The following is a 15416-nucleotide window of genomic DNA, read 5'->3' as shown; positions in this document are numbered from 1 at the left end:
CGAGGGGCCCTCAATTCGGGCAAGCGGACCGTACGTTGCGCATGGGACGGACGGCGCTCCGGGGACATACCGCCCCGGGGCCGGGACCTGGCACTCGGGGCCGGCTCAGCCGTGCGAGAACCGCTTGAGGAGGACCACCGAGGCCACCGGACGGGCCCCCGCCTTCGCCACCCCGTCGGCGACCTCGCGGTCGGTGGAGACGACGATGACGGGCCGTCCCGGGGGCTCGGCCCGCACGAGCTGGCGGATCAGCTCGTCGGCGGTGACGCCGGGCTTGGAGAACAGCACCCGCACCCCGCGCGGCGGCGCGAGCAGCACCGGCGCCGCCAGTTCGGCCCCGTCGAAGACGCAGGTCGTCTCGGCACCGGTCTGCGCGGCGAGCTGGGAGAGCTGACCGAGCAGCCGCAGCCGCTGCTTCTCCAACGGCATCTGCGGATAGCCGGTCTTGGTGACGTTGTAGCCGTCGACGACCAGATGCGCCTGGGGCAGGGCGAGCAACTGGTCGAGGATGGCGGGGTCGTGCTCGGACAGGGCGCGGGCGGCGATGTCCTTGGGGGTCATCCGGCCGGGCTCGACGGCGTCCACCGTCTCCGCGGGCCGCACCGACACCGGGGGCAGCGCGAGCTCCCGGCGCAGCCCCTGCGTGGCGTCCAGCAGCGTGTCGAGGAGCAGCCGTACGCGCATGTCCTCGACGCTGCGCCCCTCGCGGGCCGCCCTGCGGCTGGCCTCGAGCGCGGCCTCCGTCTCGCCGAGCCGCGCCTTGAGCCGCCGGCTCTCGCTCTCGGCGGCGGAGACCTGGGCGTGCGCCTCGGTGCGGACGGTGTCTATCTCGTCGCGGACCTTGCGCAGGGCCGCCTCGCCGCGTTTGACGTCGCTGAGGGCGGAGCGCAGCTTGCGGTGCAGCGACTCGGCCTCCTTCTTCGCCGCGTCCAGCTCGGCGCGCAGCCGCTCCGTCTCGGCCCTGGTGAGCTCCCGGGCCCGGGCCAGCTCCTCCTGCAGCCGCTCCAGCTCCGCGCGGCTCTCCTCGTCGGCGCGCTCGGCGTCCGCGCGCTGGGCCTCCTCGCCGGCGGCGGTCACCAGCTTCACCCAGCCGTGCGGGCGCAGCACATAGGCCGCGGCCGCCACGTCGAGGGGGTCCGCGGCCGGTGGCGGGGAGCCGGAGTCGAGGGCGCCGGCCAGTTCCGGCTGGGCCTCTCTGAACTTCTCGCCGATCCGCTGCCGGAACAGCGGGTCGGTCTCCACGGCCGCCGCCATGGCGTTGCCGGCGAACTTGGTCCGGCGGTTGGGGGCGAAGCGGGCGTACTGTCTCAGCTGTGCGGGCAGTTCGCCGAGGGTGAGCCCGCCGAAGCCGTCGGACACGATCTGCACGACCCTGCGGCGCACCCCGTCGGGCAGCGGGCGGTCGAGCACCTCAGCGGCGCCGTCGCCCGGCCCCCCGCCGTGTGTCTCCACCATCCGTCACCCCAATGCCTCTGCTGCCTGCGCATGCCTGTGCGGTCCCGGCAGGGGACCGCGGCCCGCGAGCCCGCTCCCGTCAGGAGCCGGCGCCCGGCCTGTCCACGAGTTCCACCTGGTCGACGGCGTTGCACCAGCGGCACCGCACCGATTCGATGGTCTCACTGAGCACCTCGCGCTCCTCGACCGTCGGCTCACCGGCCAGATCGAGGTGCACGTACTCGACGACCTTCGAGGCGCGGGTCACGTCGAAGCGGGTGAGGTTGCCGCAGAGGGTGCAGCGCCACCGCGTCGTGTCCGTCGGCAGGGGAACCGTCATCGTGGCTGTCCGCTCTCTTCCAGTGTCCGTGACGCGCCGGCCTCCCCGGTGCGTGTGGCTCGTAACCCTACGGCCTGGCGGGTACCCGCCGCCCGCGTGTCCACGGCGGCGAGGCGGTACGGGAGGTTGCGCCCCGTTACGTCATGCTCTGTATTCATGATCCGCAAGTGGAACACCGCGGCCCTCGGGAAGGCCAGGACGCTCGGGGCCCGCGGCCGGCGGGGTCGCACGGCACCGGTGACCTGTGCGCTGATCACCCTGTGCTGCCTGCTGTTCCTGGTCAGCCCGGCCTCGGGCCTCAATCCGGCCCACGGGACCGGGGAGGAGCTGCTCGCCGCGCAGCGCGCCTGGTTCCGCCGCTGGGGCGTGATCCCCGCAGAACTGTTCGAGGACTCCCCCGGAGCCGTCCTCATCCCCGCCACGGCACTCTTCGTCCACGGGAGCTGGGTGCACCTGCTGGGCAACATGCTCTTCCTCTACGTCTTCGGCGCGATGACCGAGGCGCGGATGGGGCGGCTCCAGTTCCTGCTGTTCTACCTGGGCTGCGGCTATCTGGCGCTGCTGGGCTACGCGGCGGCCAACGCGGACTCCCAGGAGTCCCTGGTCGGGGCCTCGGGGGCGATCTCCGCGGTCCTCGGGGCGTTCCTCTTCCTGTTCCCGCGCGCCCGGGTGACCAGCCTCCTGCCCTTCCTGTTCTTCCTGCCGCTGCGCTTCCCGGCCTGGGTGGTGCTGCCGTTCTGGGCGTCCCTGCAGTGGATGGCGGCGGGCCGGGCCGGTGACGGGCCGGGGGTGGCCTACCTGGCGCATCTGGTGGGCTTCGGGCTGGGCTTCGTCTTCGCCTGGGTGCGGTTCGGCGGTGGGACTAGAGTTGGGGGCGTTCCAGCGACGGCCCCCGAGGGAGAGAACCAGCCGTGATCAGCGCGATCGTCCTCATCAAGACCAGCGTGGACCGGATCCCCGAGATCGCCGAGCAGATCGCCTCGCTGGAGAACGTCAGCGAGGTCTTCTCCGTCACCGGCACCTACGACCTGATCGCGATGGTGCGGGTCAACCAGCACGAGGACCTGGCCGAGGTCATCCCCGGCCGGATCAGCAAGATCCCGGGCGTCGAGGGCACGGACACGCACGTGGCGTTCCGTACGTACTCGCAGCACGACCTGGAGGCGGCGTTCGCGATCGGGCTGGACAACTGAGCCCTCCCGGCACGACCGCCGCCCCGGGGCTCAGGCGGCGGTACCGGCCGCGGACGTGTCCGGGACGCAACGCCCGCCCTCGGTGCGGTAGTTCCACCGGGCGCCGTCGCTCACCAGCTCCTTGACGGCGTTCACGAACCGCTCGACGTGCTCGTCCGGGGTACCCGCGCCGAAGCTGACCCGGATGGCGTTGAGGGACTTCTCCCCCGGCGCCGCCTCGGGGGCGCCGCACTCGCCCTGCGTCTGCGGGTCGCTGCCGAGCAGCGTGCGCAGCAGCGGGTGGGCGCAGAACAGTCCGTCGCGCACGCCGATGCCGTACTCGGCGGAGAGGGCTGCGGCGAAGTGGGAGCTGTTCCAGCCCTCGACGACGAAGGAGAGGACGCCGACGCGGGGCGCGTCGTCCCCGAAGAGGGACAGCACCCGCACCTCGGGCACCTCGGCGAGACCCTCCCGCACCGTGCGGATCAGGTACTCCTCACGCGCGACCAGCGTGTCGAACCCGGCCTCGGTGAGCGCCTTGCAGGCGGACGCGATGGCGTAGGCGCCGATGACGTTGGGCGACCCGGCCTCGTGGCGGGCGGCGCTGTCGTGCCACTGCACGTCCACGCCGCCGTCCGCGCGCCGGCTGACGCTGCGGCTGGCCCCGCCGCCCGCGAGGTACGGCTCGGCCTCGCGCAGCCAGTCGGCACGGCCCGCGAGGACGCCGGCGCCGAAGGGGGCGTACAGCTTGTGCCCGGAGAAGGCGACCCAGTCGACGTCGAGGTCACGGACGCTGAGCGGGTGGTGCGGGGCGAGCTGGGCGGCGTCCAGGACGATCCGGGCACCGTGCGCGTGGGCGGCGGCGGCCAGCTCGCGCACCGGCCACAGCTCACCGGTGACGTTGGAGGCGCCGGTGACGCAGACCAGGGCGGGCCCGTACGGCTCACGGGCGGCGAGCGCGCGCTCCAGGGTCTCGACGGCCTCGGCGGGGCTGCCCGGGGCGTCGAGGAAGGTCACGTCGGCGTCCCGCCAGGGCAGCAGCGAGGCGTGGTGCTCGGTCTCGAAGACGAAGACCCGGCAGCCGGCCGGCAGGGCGCCGGCGAGCAGGTTCAGGGAGTCGGTGGTGGACCGGGTGAACACCACCTGGTCGGCGTCCCGGCAGTCGAGGAACTCGGCGACGGTCTTCCGGGCGTTCTCGAACAGGTCGGTCGACAGCTGCGACAGGTACCCGGCGCCGCGGTGCACGCTGCCGTAGTACGGGGCGTAGGCGGCGACGTCGTCCCAGACCCGCTGGAGCGCGGGCGCGCTGGCGGCGTAGTCGAGCGCGGCGTAGGTGACCTCGCCGCCGGTGACGAGCGGGACGGTGACGTCCCGGCCCAGGACGGGCAGCGGGGCACAGACGGACTGGTCGGCGGCGACGGCGGAGACGGACATGGGTGCTCCCGTGAAGGCAGAGGACGTCACCGCGCGAGCGCACACGGCTCCAGCACGGGACGGAAAGGAAAACGCAAAGGAAAAGGGGATGCGGAGGCGGGGCTCTGCGGCCCTAGCGCATTCGCTGATTCACGGAGAACTCCCTCGGACGACCCAGGACCCCTGGTTCCGCGAGGGGTCCGCGCTTGCCGTGGACCTTGCTGTCCACGGCCTGGTCTTCACCCGGGGCACCCCGCCACGGACGGAGGGTTGCCGGACAGTCGGCCGGGGCCTCATGACTGTCACTCATGACCTGAGGAGGAAAGTACGTGAAGTGATCGCCGCCCCGCAACCCGTGTCCGGATCGCGGGACGGCCGTCACTGTCCCGGGACGGGCGCTACGCGTTGCTGGCGGCCACCCAGCGCTCCAGGGTGCGCCGGGCCGCGCCGGAGTCGATGGACTCGGCGGCCTGCTCCATGCCGGCCCGGATCCGCTCGGTCAGCGGTCCGTCGCCGGGCGTCAGGGCGACCAGGGCCGCCGCCGAGTTCAGCAGCACCGCGTCCCGGACGGGGCCCGGCTCGCCGGCCAGCAGACGGCGGGCGACGTCGGCGTTGTAGGAGGCGTCGGCGCCGCGCAGCGCCTCGACCGGCACCAGTTCCAGGCCGACGTCCCGCGGGTCGAAGGTCTCCTCGGTCACCGTGCCGTCCCGCACGACCCAGACCCGGGAGGTGGAGGTCGTGGTCAGCTCGTCGAGCCCGTCGTCGCCGCGGAACACCAGCGAGGAGTTGCCGCGCTCGGCGAACACCCCGGCGATGATCGGGGCCATCCGCGGGTCGGCGACACCGACGGCCTGTGCCTTCACCTTCGCCGGATTGGTCAGCGGCCCGAGGAAGTTGAACACGGTCCGCACGCCGAGCTGGCCGCGCGCGGTCGCCACATGGCGCAGCGCGGGATGGAACTTCACGGCGAAGCAGAAGGTGATCCCGGCCTCCTCGGCGACCTGGGCGACCCGCTTCGGGGCCAGTTCCAGATTGACGCCGAGCTTCTCCAGCACGTCGGACGCGCCGGACGCCGAGGACGCGGCACGGCTGCCGTGCTTGACGACCTTCGCTCCGGTGCCGGCGATGACGACGGCCGACATGGTGGAGATGTTCACGGTCTTGGCGCCGTCGCCGCCGGTGCCGACGATGTCGACCGTCTCACCGGGCACCTCGATGACGTGCGCGTGCGCGTACATCGAGCGCACACAGCCGGCGATCTCGTCGACGGTCTCGCCCTTGGCCCGCAGCGCCGTCGCGAACCCGGCGATCTGCACGTCGGTCGCCTCGCCGCGCATGATCAGGTCCATCGCCCAGGCGGTGTCGTCGGCGGACAGGTCGCGGCCGTCCAGCAGACCGTTCAGCAGGGCGGGCCAGGAGCGGCCCGCCGCGATGTCGCCTCCAGCGGGGGTCACAGCGCTCATGAGCCGCTCCTGATCGTGTGCATCGTGGAAGAAGAGTGTGGTCCCACCCTATCCAGCCGCCGGGCACGGCGAAGGGCCCCGTCCGCAGACCGGACGGGGCCCTTCGACCGTGGTGTGGCGACGCTGGAGGATCAGTGGTGGCCGTGGCCGCTCGTGATCTCCTTGTACTCGTCGACGGTCGGCTTCGGAATCTGCGACTCCGGACCGAAGTACGCCTTGCTGAGCTTGACGCGGAGCTTCTCCGAGCCCTTCGCCTTGCGCTCGACGCCGTTCTCGTCGACCGTCGGGCCGATCTCGGCCGGCTTGTACTGCTCGTGCGAGGTCAGGGTGTACAGCGCACCCTGGCTCAGCGGCTCGTGGACCTCGATGAACTCACCGTGCGGCAGGCGCTTGATGATGCCGGACTCGCGTCCGTGCAGCACCTTGTCCTTGTCGCGGCGCTGGAGGCCGAGGCAGATCCGCTTGGTGATCACGAAGGCGATGACCGGGCCGACGAAGAACCCGATCCGGACGAACCAGGTGACCGAGTTGATCGACAGGTGGAAGTGCGTGGCGACGATGTCGTTGCCACCGCCGATCAGCATGATCATGTACGCCGTGACCCAGGCGACGCCGAGGCCCGTACGGGTCGGGGCGTTGCGCGGACGGTCGAGGATGTGGTGCTCGCGCTTGTCGCCGGTCACCCACGACTCGATGAACGGGTAGAGGGCGATGGCGGCGAGGAAGATGCCGAACAGCACCAGCGGCACGAACACGCCCAGGACCAGCGTGTGACCCCAGAAGTTGATCTCCCAGCCGGGCATGGCGCGGACGAGACCCTCGGCGAAGCCCATGTACCAGTCGGGCTGCGCCCCGGTCGACACCTGGTCCGGCCGGTACGGGCCGATGCTCCAGATCGGGTTGACCGACACGAGGCCGGCGATGGCCGCGATCACACCGAAGACCAGGAAGAAGAAGCCTCCGGCCTTCGCCGTGTACACCGGCAGCAGGGGCATGCCGACGACGTTGTTGTTCGTCTTGCCGGGGCCCGCGAACTGCGTGTGCTTGTGGTAGAAGACCAGGATCAGGTGGCCCACCAGCAGGCCGAGCATGATGCCCGGCAGCAGCAGGATGTGGATCGAGTAGAACCGGGCCACGAAGTCGTGGCCGGGGAACTCCCCGCCGAACAGGAACATCGAGATGTACGTACCGACGATCGGCACGGACAGGATCGCGCCCTGCGTGAAGCGGACACCGGTGCCGGAGAGCAGGTCGTCCGGGAGCGAGTAGCCGGTGAAACCGGTGAACATGCCGAGGACGAACAGCAGGAAGCCGAACAGCCAGTTGATCTCACGCGGCTTGCGGAACGCGCCGGTGAAGAAGACGCGCATCATGTGCACGAACATGCCGGCGAGGAAGACGATCGCCGCCCAGTGGTGGATCTGCCGGATGAGCAGACCGCCCCGGATGTCGAAGCTGATGTTCATCGTCGAGGCGTACGCCTCGCTCATCAGCTGACCCTGCAGCGGCACGTACGAACCGTGGTACGTGACCTCGTTCATCGACGGGTGGAAGAACATCGTCAGGTAGACACCCGTGAGGATGATGACGATGAAGCTGTACAGGCACACTTCCCCGAGCATGAACGACCAGTGGTCGGGGAAGATCTTGCGCATGTTGGACTTGGCCAGGGAGTAGATCCCGAGCCGTCCGTCGGCCCAGTCGGCGACGCGCTCGCCGGCCGGTGCCTTCCCGCGTCCGCGGGAGTCTGTGGTCGCTGTCGTGCTCATCCGCGCTCCCAGAAAGCAGGACCGACGGGCTCTTCGAAGTCGCCGAGCGCCTCGAGATAGCCCTCGTCGTTCACGCCGATCCGCAGCTGCGGCAGGGCGTGACCGGCGGGACCGAAGATCACCCGGGCACCGTCGGAGAGGTCGAAGGTGGACTGGTGGCAGGGGCACAGCACGTGGTGCGTCTGCTGCTCGTACAGGGAGATCGGGCAGCCCACGTGGGTGCAGATCTTCGAGTACGCCACGATGCCCTCGTGCGACCACTCGAGCTCGCGCTTGTCCTTGATGTTCTCCGGCTGGATCCGGACGATCATCAGGGCGGCCTTGGCGATCTCGTTCTGGAATTCCTCGTCGTGCTCCTCCAGGCCCTCGGGCTTGGCGAAGGTGAGCGAGCCGACCGCGACGTCGGAGGGACGCATCGGCTCGTTCGTGTTCATGTTGACGAGCAGCTTGCCCTTGGACCACAGGGTGTGGCGCAGCTTGGTGCCGGGCAGCGGACCGAGGTCGCGCAGCAGGACGACGCCGGAGAGCGGCACCAGGGTGAGCGCGCCCAGCATCGTGTTGCGGATCAGCTTGCGGCGCCCGAGCGCGGACTCCTTGGCGCCCTGCTTGAAGTCCGCGTGGACCTTGGCACGGAGCTCGGGGGACGCCTCGATCGGGTGACGCTCGTCGGCGACCTCCTCGTCGGACATCAGGGTGCGCGCCCAGTGGACGGCGCCCGCGCCGATCGTGAACAGCGCCACGCCCAGCGTCAGGCCGAGCGCGAAGTTCATCGCGTTCACGTGCCCGAGCGGGAACAGGTAGATCGACTTGTCGCGCGGGATGGTCACGAACGAGGCGATGAAGCCGACGGTGGCCAGCATCGACAGGGTGAACATGAACGCGACCGCGCGCTCCGACCGCTTGGCGGCCCGCTCGTCGATGTCCTGGATCCGGTGCTCGTGGGGCGGCAGCCCCGGGTCGGCGAACGGATGGGCCTCGTCCGCGACCTTCACCGCACCGTGTGTGGTGCCCTGCTCAGCAGGCAGGTTCTCTTCTGGAATGTCTTGGCTACTCATGACTTCTTGGCCTTTGCGGTCCGAGCGGCAACCCACACGGCGACGGCGATGCAGGCGCCGAGGCCGAAGATCCAGCCGAAGAGGCCCTCGCTGACCGGCCCGAGGCCGCCCAGCGACAGACCGCCGGGGCTGACGGTCTCGTCACCGTTGACCGCGTTCAGGTAGGCGATGATGTCCTTCTTGTTCTGCTCCGACATGGTCGTGTCGGGGAAGGAGGGCATGTTCTGCGGGCCGGTCTGCATGGCCTCGTAGATGTGCTTCGGGTCGACACCCTCGAGGCTCGGGGCGTACTTGCCGTGCGTCAGCGCGCCGCCCTTGCCGGTGAAGTTGTGGCACTGCGCGCAGTTGGAGCGGAACAGCTCACCGCCCTTGGCGATGTCCGCGCCCTCCGGGCCGTACTTCTCCTCCGTCGGGATGGCGGGACCGGCGCCCAGCGAAGCGATGTAGGCCGCCAGCTGGTCGATCTCGGCCTGGGAGTAGATCACCTTCTTGCGCGGGACCTGCGCGCCGGGCTGCTGGGCCGGCATGCGGCCGGTGCCCACCTGGAAGTCGACGGCAGCGGCGCCGACGCCGACCAGGCTCGGACCGTCGCTGGTGCCCTGACCCCCGGTGCCGTGGCAGCTGGCGCAGCCGACGGCGTAGAGCTTCTTGCCCTCGTCGATGGCGAGGGACTGGGCGGTTTCATCGGCCTGCGCCTTGCTCGCGGGCGCGAACGCGGCGTACAGCCCCCCGGTGCATGCCAGCGCGAGGAGTAGGACGACGAGCGCCGCCAGCGGATGGCGTCGTCGTGCGGAGAGCTTTTTCACGGATTACCCCGGTGTCAGGATCTTCTGCGTCGATGCTTCTGGTATTGCGCGGGTGCGTGCCGCGACTACTTGATCATGTAGATCGTGGCGAAGAGGCCGATCCAGACGACATCGACGAAGTGCCAGTAGTAGGACACGACGATGGCCGCGGTCGCCTGCTCGTGGGTGAACCTCCGGGCCGCGTAGGTACGGCCGAGGACCAGCAGGAAGGCGATGAGGCCGCCCGTCACGTGCAGTCCGTGGAAGCCGGTGGTCAGGTAGAACACCGAGCCGTACGGGTCGGACGAGAGCGAGAGGCCCTCGTGCTTGACCAGCTCGGTGTACTCGAACACCTGACCGCCGATGAAGATCGCACCCATCACGAAGGTGACGATGAACCACATCCTGAGCTTCTTCACGTCACCGCGCTCGGCGGCGAAGACGCCGAGCTGGCAGGTGAGGGAGGAGAGCACCAGGATCGTGGTGTTCGTCGCGGAGAACGGGAAGTTCAACGCGTCGGCCTTCTCGGACCAGAAGTCCGGGCCGGTCACCGATCGCAGGGTGAAGTACATCGCGAAGAGGGCCGCGAAGAACATCAGCTCGGAACTCAACCAGATGATGGTTCCGACGCTGGTGAGGTTCGGCCGGTTGACCGACGGGTGCGCGTGCCCGGTTTCTACTGTCGTTGCTGTCGCCACGACCGACATTATGTCGGTCGCTTATCCCGCCCTCACCCCGGGGGGTGCCGTTCGGTGTGTTCGCCCCCTCTGTAGTGCCCGTATGGCCCATCGAACGGCCCGTCGAAGCCGTGTCCGAACCGGTGTTGACGGGCAGTGGGAGGGAGTAGCATCCGGCGCAACGGGCACGACAGTCTCCACCGCGTATCGGAGGAAGCATGCAGGCGACCGCCACGGTGCTGGTCTACAGCGACGACTCCAACACCCGCGAACAGGTGCGGCTCGCGACCGGTCGCCGGCCGGCTCCGGACGTGCCCGTGGTCGAGTTCGTGGAGTGCGCGACGCCGGCCGCCGTCATCAGGGAGCTGGACAAGGGCGGGATCGACGTCTGCGTCCTGGACGGCGAGGCCGTCCCGATGGGCGGCATGGGGGTGTGCCGGCAGATCAAGGACGAGATCTTCGACTGCCCGCCGGTGCTGCTGCTCATCGCCCGCCCGCAGGACGCCTGGCTGGCCACCTGGAGCCGCGCGGAGGCCGCTGTGGCCTCGCCGGTGGAGCCGGTGGAGTTCGCGGGTGCGCTGGCCGCGCTGTTGCGGGAGAAGAGGCTGCAGGGCGTCTAGGGACGTCCCGGCGCCCCTGAGGGCATCGCCCTCAGGGGCGTTCTCACGCGCTCTCCGGGCGCAGCCGGGCCTGTTCCGCCGTACCGGTGCCGTTGGTCGCGCCGCCCGTCAGGGCGCTGCCCTGGCGCCACTTGGCCCAGTCCAGGTTCCAGTCGCCGAAGCCGTTGCCGAAGGGCTCCATGGTCTCGCCGTCCGAGTTGATGACCTGGACGAGGTCGCCCTCCTGGACCTCGTTGAAGAACCACTCGGCGTTGTCGGTGCTCATGCCGACGCAGCCGTGGCTGACGTTGGCGGAGCCCTGGGAGCCGACGGACCAGGGGGCGGCGTGCACGTACTCGCCGCTCCAGGTGACCCGGGTGGCGAAGTACACCGGCAGGTCGTACGACTCCGACGAGCCCTCGGCGATGCCGACGGTGGTGGAGCGCATGCGTACGAAGGGCTCCTTGCCGAGGACGACCTTGACCCCGTTGCGGGTCTCGAAGCCGGGCTTGCCGGTGGTGACGGGGATCTGCCGGACCTCCTCGCCGTCCTTGTAGAGCGTCAGGGTGTGCGTGGAGGCGTCCGTGACGGCGACGACGCGGTCGTCGGTGGTGATCTTCAGGGACGTGGCCTTGCCGCCGCGCAGCCGGTCGCCGATCTTGATGCCCTCGAGATTGCTGCGGACCTGGACTGTGGCGTGGGCGGGCCAGTACTCCTGGGGCCGGTAGTGGAGCTTCTTGTCGTCCACCCAGTACCAGGCGCCCTGCACGGCGGGCGTGGACTGCACCTTGAGGGCTCGCTCCACTATGGCCCGCTGGGCCTTGTCCGCGACCGGCTGGCTCAGTTCCGCGGTGATGGGCTGGCCGACGCCGTACGCGCCCGCCTTGGGCCCGAAGGTGACGTCCAGGGTCTTCTTGGCGGAGGGCTTGCCGGTCTCGAAGGTGAGGACCTTGCGGCCGGGTGCGCCGTCGCCGTCCTCGGTGCTGACGCGCACCGTGTAACTGGCGCCCGCTGCCAGCGGGGAGGTGCTGTGCCAGCGGGAGCCGTCGGCGGAGAGTTCGCCCGCCACGTAGCGGCCCGTGGCGTCGACGGCCGTGACGTCCGTGATGCGCCCGCCTGCGCCCTCGGCGACGACCTCCAGGGGCTTGTCCGGGTCGGCCTTCTTCCCGGCGTCCGTGGGGCCGTTGAAGGAGATCTGGCCGGCCGCGTCGTAGGGCGTGGCCGACAGCGGGTTGTCGTCGTCGCCCATGCAGGCGGTGACGCTCACGCCGAGAGCGATCACCAGCAGGGTGCAGCCGACGACCGTACGCCCCCGCGCCTGGAAGTGAACCGTGTTGCTCATGACCTCACGCTAGGGAGCGACGTCAAGGGCGGCACGGTGGGTAATCCGGACGGGTGACGAGGGGTACGGCAGACGAAGGGGCCCGGACGCTCCTGACGGAGTGTCCGGGCCCCTAGGCGCTCAGCGCGTGTTACTGGGTGCGGTTCTCACCGCGGTAGTACTCGAAGACCCAGCCCCACAGACCGATCAGGATGACCGGCAGCGAGAAGTACATGATCCACCAGCCGACGGCCACGCCGATGAAGGCGAGGGCACCGCCGATGCCGAGGGCCAGCGGCTGCCAGCTGTGCGGGCTGAAGAACCCGACCTCGCCGGCGTCGTCGGCGACGTCCGCTTCCTTGTTGTCCTGCGCGCCCACGTCGACCCGCCGGGCCGTGAAGGCCAGGTAGAAGCCGATCATGAGGCACAGGGCGAAGGCCAGGAAGAGGGCCGTGGCGCCGGCCGGCTCCTTCGACCACACGCCGTACGTGACCGCCACGGCGAGGATGAAGAGGCTCAGCCAGAGGAAAATCTTGCCCTGGATCTTCACTTGCCGGCCTCCTTGCCGCCAGCGAGGGTCTTTTCACCGTGACCGACGTTCTCGAGCTGGTCGAGCGCGGAGATCTCCGGGTGGTGCAGGTCGAACGCCGGGGATTCGCTGCGAATGCGCGGCAGGGTGAGGAAGTTGTGCCGCGGCGGCGGGCAGGAGGTCGCCCACTCGAGCGAACGGCCGTAGCCCCACGGGTCGTCGACGCCGACCGGCTTGCCGTACTTGGCCGTCTTCCAGATGTTGTAGAAGAACGGCAGGATCGACATGCCGAGCAGGAACGAGGCGATCGTCGAGACCGTGTTCAGCGCGGTGAAGCCGTCGGCGTTCAGGTAGTCGGCGTAACGACGCGGCATGCCCTCGGCGCCCAGCCAGTGCTGGACCAGGAAGGTGCCGTGGAAGCCGACGAACAGCGTCCAGAAGGTGATCTTGCCCAGGCGCTCGTCCAGCAGCTTGCCGGTGAACTTGGGCCACCAGAAGTGGAAGCCGGCGAACATCGCGAACACCACGGTGCCGAAGACGACGTAGTGGAAGTGCGCCACCACGAAGTACGAGTCGGAGACGTGGAAGTCCATCGGCGGCGAGGCCAGGATGACACCGGTCAGACCACCGAAGGTGAAGGTGATCAGGAAGCCGATCGTCCACAGCATCGGCGTCTCGAAGGACAGACTGCCCTTCCACATGGTGCCGATCCAGTTGAAGATCTTCACACCGGTCGGGACCGCGATCAGGAACGTCATGAACGAGAAGAACGGCAGCAGCACTCCGCCGGTCACGTACATGTGGTGCGCCCACACCGTCACCGACAGACCCGCGATGGCGATGGTGGCCGCGATCAGGTTCATGTAACCGAACATCGGGCGGCGGCTGAAGACCGGGATGATCTCACTGACGATGCCGAAGAACGGCAGCGCGATGATGTACACCTCTGGATGCCCGAAGAACCAGAACAAGTGCTGCCACAGCAACGCCCCGCCGTTGGCCGAGTCGAAGACGTGCGCACCGAACTTGCGGTCCGCCTCCAGCGCGAACAGGGCCGCGGCCAGCACCGGGAAGGCCAGCAGGACCAGCACACCGGTCAGCAGGACGTTCCAGGTGAAGATCGGCATGCGGAACATGGTCATGCCGGGGGCACGCATGCAGATGATCGTGGTGATGAAGTTGACCGAGCCGAGGATCGTGCCGAAGCCGGAGAAGGCCAGACCCATGATCCACAGGTCACCGCCGATACCCGGCGAGTGCACCGCGTCGGACAGCGGGGAGTAGGCGAACCAGCCGAAGTCGGCCGCACCCTGCGGGGTGAGGAAGCCGCCCACCGCGATGGTCGAGCCGAACAGGTACAGCCAGTAGGCGAACATGTTCAGCCGGGGGAAGGCCACGTCCGGCGCGCCGATCTGGAGCGGCATGATCCAGTTGGCGAATCCGGCGAACAGCGGCGTCGCGAACATCAGCAGCATGATCGTGCCGTGCATCGTGAACGCCTGGTTGAACTGCTCGTTCGACATGATCTGCAGACCCGGGCGGGCCAGCTCGGCGCGCATGAAGAGCGCCATCACACCGCCGATGCAGAAGAACGCGAACGACGTGACCAGGTACAGCGTGCCGATCGTCTTGTGGTCCGTGGTGGTCAGCCACTTGACGACGACTTCGCCACGCCTCTGGCGCCGGACCGGCAGCTCGTCCTCGTAGTGGGACCCTGCCGCGGCACCCTGGGGTTCGTTGAGGATGCTCACAGGTTGTTCGTCTCCCGGTTCTTCTCGTGGCTCGTCTGCGCGATGCCGGCGGGAACGTAACCGGTCTGCCCCTTCTTCGCGAGGTCCTGGAGGTGCTGCTCGTAGCGCTCCGGGGAGACGACCTTCACGTTGAACAGCATCCGGGAGTGGTCGACGCCGCACAGCTCGGCGCACTTGCCCAGGAAGGTGCCCTCCTTGTTGGGGGTCACCTCGAAGGCGTTGGTGTGGCCCGGGATGACGTCCTGCTTCATCAGGAACGGCACCACCCAGAAGGAGTGGATGACGTCGCGCGAGGTCAGCACGAAGCGGACCGTCTTGCCCTTGGGAAGCCAGAGGGTCGGACCCGGGTTGTTGGTCTGCGGGTTCCGCGTGCCGGGGGTGCCGCAGTCGTAGACACCGCCGGCGTTCGCCGGGAAGTCCTCCTTGAACCGGTTCGGAATCGCTTCCAGTTCCTCGGAGGTCTTGGCGTCGCCGTTGGAACCGGCGACGTCCTCGATGTGGTTGAAGCACCAGCTCCACTGGAAGCCGACCACGTTCACCGTGACGTCGGGCTTCTTCTTCAGGCTCAGGAGCTCGGACTCGTCACGGGCGGTGAAGTAGAACAGCACCGAGACGATGATGAGCGGAACCATGGTGTACAGCGCCTCGATGGGCATGTTGTACCTGGTCTGCGGAGGAACTTCGACCTTGGTGCGGCTGCGCCGGTAGAAGAATGCACACCACAGGATCAGGCCCCACGTCAGCACGCCGACGGCGAGCGCGGCGGCCCAGGAACCCTGCCACAGGGAGAGGATCCGCGGAGCCTCTTCCGTGGTCGGGGTGGGCATGCCAAGGCGGGGAAAGTCCTTGTATGTGCAACCTGTGGCGGTCGCCAGGACCAGGCCCGCGGTCAGTGCCTGCAGCAGCTTCCGCCGCATCGGGCGCCGCGGCGAGCGGTCGGAGCCGTTGGGACTCACGTAGCGCCTTCCCGAGAGTCTCGCCCGCGCGTGTTGGCTGCGGCCTGCCTTCTCGCTGGTCGGTCGCCGCCCTGCGTCGGGCAGGGGTTTGATGTTTATGCGGACCAAACCCTAGCCGACGCCCTCCGGGGGGTCGCGGGGAGGGTGGCATA

General features: G+C 69.2%; 15 protein-coding genes and 1 riboswitch. Of the genes, 3 read left to right on the top strand and 12 right to left on the bottom strand.

What is annotated here, in order from left to right:
- Window positions 1-105: 105 nt before the first annotated feature.
- Together AB0E77_RS03945 and AB0E77_RS03940 are read right to left on the bottom strand one after the other, a co-directional pair.
- The gene (locus tag AB0E77_RS03945; protein ID WP_361565104.1) at window positions 106-1455 is read right to left on the bottom strand and encodes an NYN domain-containing protein; all 1350 of its coding nucleotides are present in this window, start codon (window positions 1453-1455) and stop codon (window positions 106-108) included.
- Window positions 1456-1534: 79 nt separating this feature from the next.
- Window positions 1535-1774, bottom strand: coding sequence for a hypothetical protein (locus tag AB0E77_RS03940; RefSeq protein ID WP_161168307.1), 240 nt, complete (start codon window positions 1772-1774; stop codon window positions 1535-1537).
- Between the two features lie 156 nt (window positions 1775-1930).
- On the opposite strand from AB0E77_RS03940, the gene AB0E77_RS03935 reads away from it, so the two are divergent.
- Both AB0E77_RS03935 and AB0E77_RS03930 read left to right on the top strand, forming a co-directional pair.
- Window positions 1931-2689, top strand: coding sequence for a rhomboid family intramembrane serine protease (locus tag AB0E77_RS03935; RefSeq protein WP_361565101.1), 759 nt, complete (start codon window positions 1931-1933; stop codon window positions 2687-2689).
- A complete protein-coding gene (locus AB0E77_RS03930; RefSeq protein ID WP_077797603.1) occupies window positions 2686-2967 on the top strand; it encodes an Lrp/AsnC ligand binding domain-containing protein in 282 nt (93 codons plus the stop codon). Before AB0E77_RS03935 ends, AB0E77_RS03930 begins: the two co-directional genes overlap by 4 nt.
- A 30-nt stretch (window positions 2968-2997) precedes the next feature.
- Here the strand turns inward: AB0E77_RS03930 and AB0E77_RS03925 are convergent, their stop codons facing one another.
- The 6 genes from AB0E77_RS03925 to AB0E77_RS03900 all read right to left on the bottom strand — a co-directional run bounded on the left by AB0E77_RS03925 (window position 2998) and on the right by AB0E77_RS03900 (window position 10138).
- Entirely contained in the window at window positions 2998-4380 is a 1383-nt protein-coding gene (locus AB0E77_RS03925; protein WP_361565098.1) for an aminotransferase class V-fold PLP-dependent enzyme, read from the bottom strand.
- A gap of 176 nt (window positions 4381-4556) precedes the next feature.
- A riboswitch (SAM riboswitch) is annotated at window positions 4557-4673 on the bottom strand.
- A gap of 84 nt (window positions 4674-4757) precedes the next feature.
- The gene (trpD, locus tag AB0E77_RS03920; protein WP_361565095.1) at window positions 4758-5822 is read right to left on the bottom strand and encodes an anthranilate phosphoribosyltransferase; all 1065 of its coding nucleotides are present in this window, start codon (window positions 5820-5822) and stop codon (window positions 4758-4760) included.
- Window positions 5823-5953: 131 nt separating this feature from the next.
- A complete protein-coding gene (locus AB0E77_RS03915) occupies window positions 5954-7591 on the bottom strand; it encodes a cytochrome bc complex cytochrome b subunit (RefSeq protein WP_361565092.1) in 1638 nt (545 codons plus the stop codon).
- Entirely contained in the window at window positions 7588-8646 is a 1059-nt protein-coding gene (locus AB0E77_RS03910; protein ID WP_361565089.1) for a Rieske 2Fe-2S domain-containing protein, read from the bottom strand. Before AB0E77_RS03910 ends, AB0E77_RS03915 begins: the two co-directional genes overlap by 4 nt.
- The gene (locus tag AB0E77_RS03905; protein ID WP_361565086.1) at window positions 8643-9452 is read right to left on the bottom strand and encodes a c-type cytochrome; all 810 of its coding nucleotides are present in this window, start codon (window positions 9450-9452) and stop codon (window positions 8643-8645) included. Before AB0E77_RS03905 ends, AB0E77_RS03910 begins: the two co-directional genes overlap by 4 nt.
- Window positions 9453-9517: 65 nt before the next feature.
- Window positions 9518-10138, bottom strand: coding sequence for a heme-copper oxidase subunit III (locus tag AB0E77_RS03900; RefSeq protein WP_029393865.1), 621 nt, complete (start codon window positions 10136-10138; stop codon window positions 9518-9520).
- Window positions 10139-10326: 188 nt separating this feature from the next.
- Here AB0E77_RS03900 and AB0E77_RS03895 point away from each other — a divergent pair, with 188 nt between their 5' ends.
- Entirely contained in the window at window positions 10327-10728 is a 402-nt protein-coding gene (locus AB0E77_RS03895; RefSeq protein WP_361565083.1) for a hypothetical protein, read from the top strand.
- 43 nt (window positions 10729-10771) lie between these two features.
- On the opposite strand, the gene AB0E77_RS03890 is transcribed toward AB0E77_RS03895, so the two are convergent.
- The 4 genes from AB0E77_RS03890 to coxB form a co-directional block, all read right to left on the bottom strand.
- Window positions 10772-12049, bottom strand: coding sequence for an Ig-like domain-containing protein (locus AB0E77_RS03890; protein ID WP_361565080.1), 1278 nt, complete (start codon window positions 12047-12049; stop codon window positions 10772-10774).
- A gap of 130 nt (window positions 12050-12179) precedes the next feature.
- Window positions 12180-12578: a cytochrome c oxidase subunit 4 gene (locus AB0E77_RS03885; protein WP_361565077.1), complete on the bottom strand. Its 399-nt coding sequence runs from the start codon at window positions 12576-12578 to the stop codon at window positions 12180-12182.
- A complete protein-coding gene (ctaD, locus tag AB0E77_RS03880) occupies window positions 12575-14308 on the bottom strand; it encodes a cytochrome c oxidase subunit I (protein WP_361565074.1) in 1734 nt (577 codons plus the stop codon). The genes AB0E77_RS03885 and ctaD overlap by 4 nt, the downstream gene beginning before the upstream one ends.
- Complete coding sequence (coxB, locus tag AB0E77_RS03875) at window positions 14305-15264, bottom strand: cytochrome c oxidase subunit II (RefSeq protein ID WP_361565071.1); 960 nt, start codon at window positions 15262-15264, stop codon at window positions 14305-14307. The genes ctaD and coxB overlap by 4 nt, the downstream gene beginning before the upstream one ends.
- Between the last annotated feature and the right edge of the window lie 152 nt (window positions 15265-15416).

It is taken from the genome of Streptomyces sp. NPDC032940 (assembly GCF_040636935.1).
Classification (GTDB): Bacteria; Actinomycetota; Actinomycetes; order Streptomycetales; family Streptomycetaceae; genus Streptomyces.
The sequence above is the reverse complement of the archived record's forward strand: the minus strand, read 5'-3'. Positions and strand labels throughout refer to the sequence as shown.

What these genes read in the sequence shown, in the direction of transcription:
- AB0E77_RS03945 (WP_361565104.1), bottom strand. Translation starts at nt 1,455, where the DNA reads ATGGTGGAGACACACGGCGGGGGGCCGGGCGACGGCGCCGCTGAGGTG.
- AB0E77_RS03940 (WP_161168307.1), bottom strand. Translation starts at nt 1,774, where the DNA reads ATGACGGTTCCCCTGCCGACGGACACGACGCGGTGGCGCTGCACCCTC.
- AB0E77_RS03935 (WP_361565101.1), top strand. Translation starts at nt 1,931, where the DNA reads ATGATCCGCAAGTGGAACACCGCGGCCCTCGGGAAGGCCAGGACGCTC.
- AB0E77_RS03925 (WP_361565098.1), bottom strand. Translation starts at nt 4,380, where the DNA reads ATGTCCGTCTCCGCCGTCGCCGCCGACCAGTCCGTCTGTGCCCCGCTG.
- trpD (WP_361565095.1), bottom strand. Translation starts at nt 5,822, where the DNA reads ATGAGCGCTGTGACCCCCGCTGGAGGCGACATCGCGGCGGGCCGCTCC.
- AB0E77_RS03915 (WP_361565092.1), bottom strand. Translation starts at nt 7,591, where the DNA reads ATGAGCACGACAGCGACCACAGACTCCCGCGGACGCGGGAAGGCACCG.
- AB0E77_RS03910 (WP_361565089.1), bottom strand. Translation starts at nt 8,646, where the DNA reads ATGAGTAGCCAAGACATTCCAGAAGAGAACCTGCCTGCTGAGCAGGGC.
- AB0E77_RS03900 (WP_029393865.1), bottom strand. Translation starts at nt 10,138, where the DNA reads ATGTCGGTCGTGGCGACAGCAACGACAGTAGAAACCGGGCACGCGCAC.
- AB0E77_RS03895 (WP_361565083.1), top strand. Translation starts at nt 10,327, where the DNA reads ATGCAGGCGACCGCCACGGTGCTGGTCTACAGCGACGACTCCAACACC.
- AB0E77_RS03890 (WP_361565080.1), bottom strand. Translation starts at nt 12,049, where the DNA reads ATGAGCAACACGGTTCACTTCCAGGCGCGGGGGCGTACGGTCGTCGGC.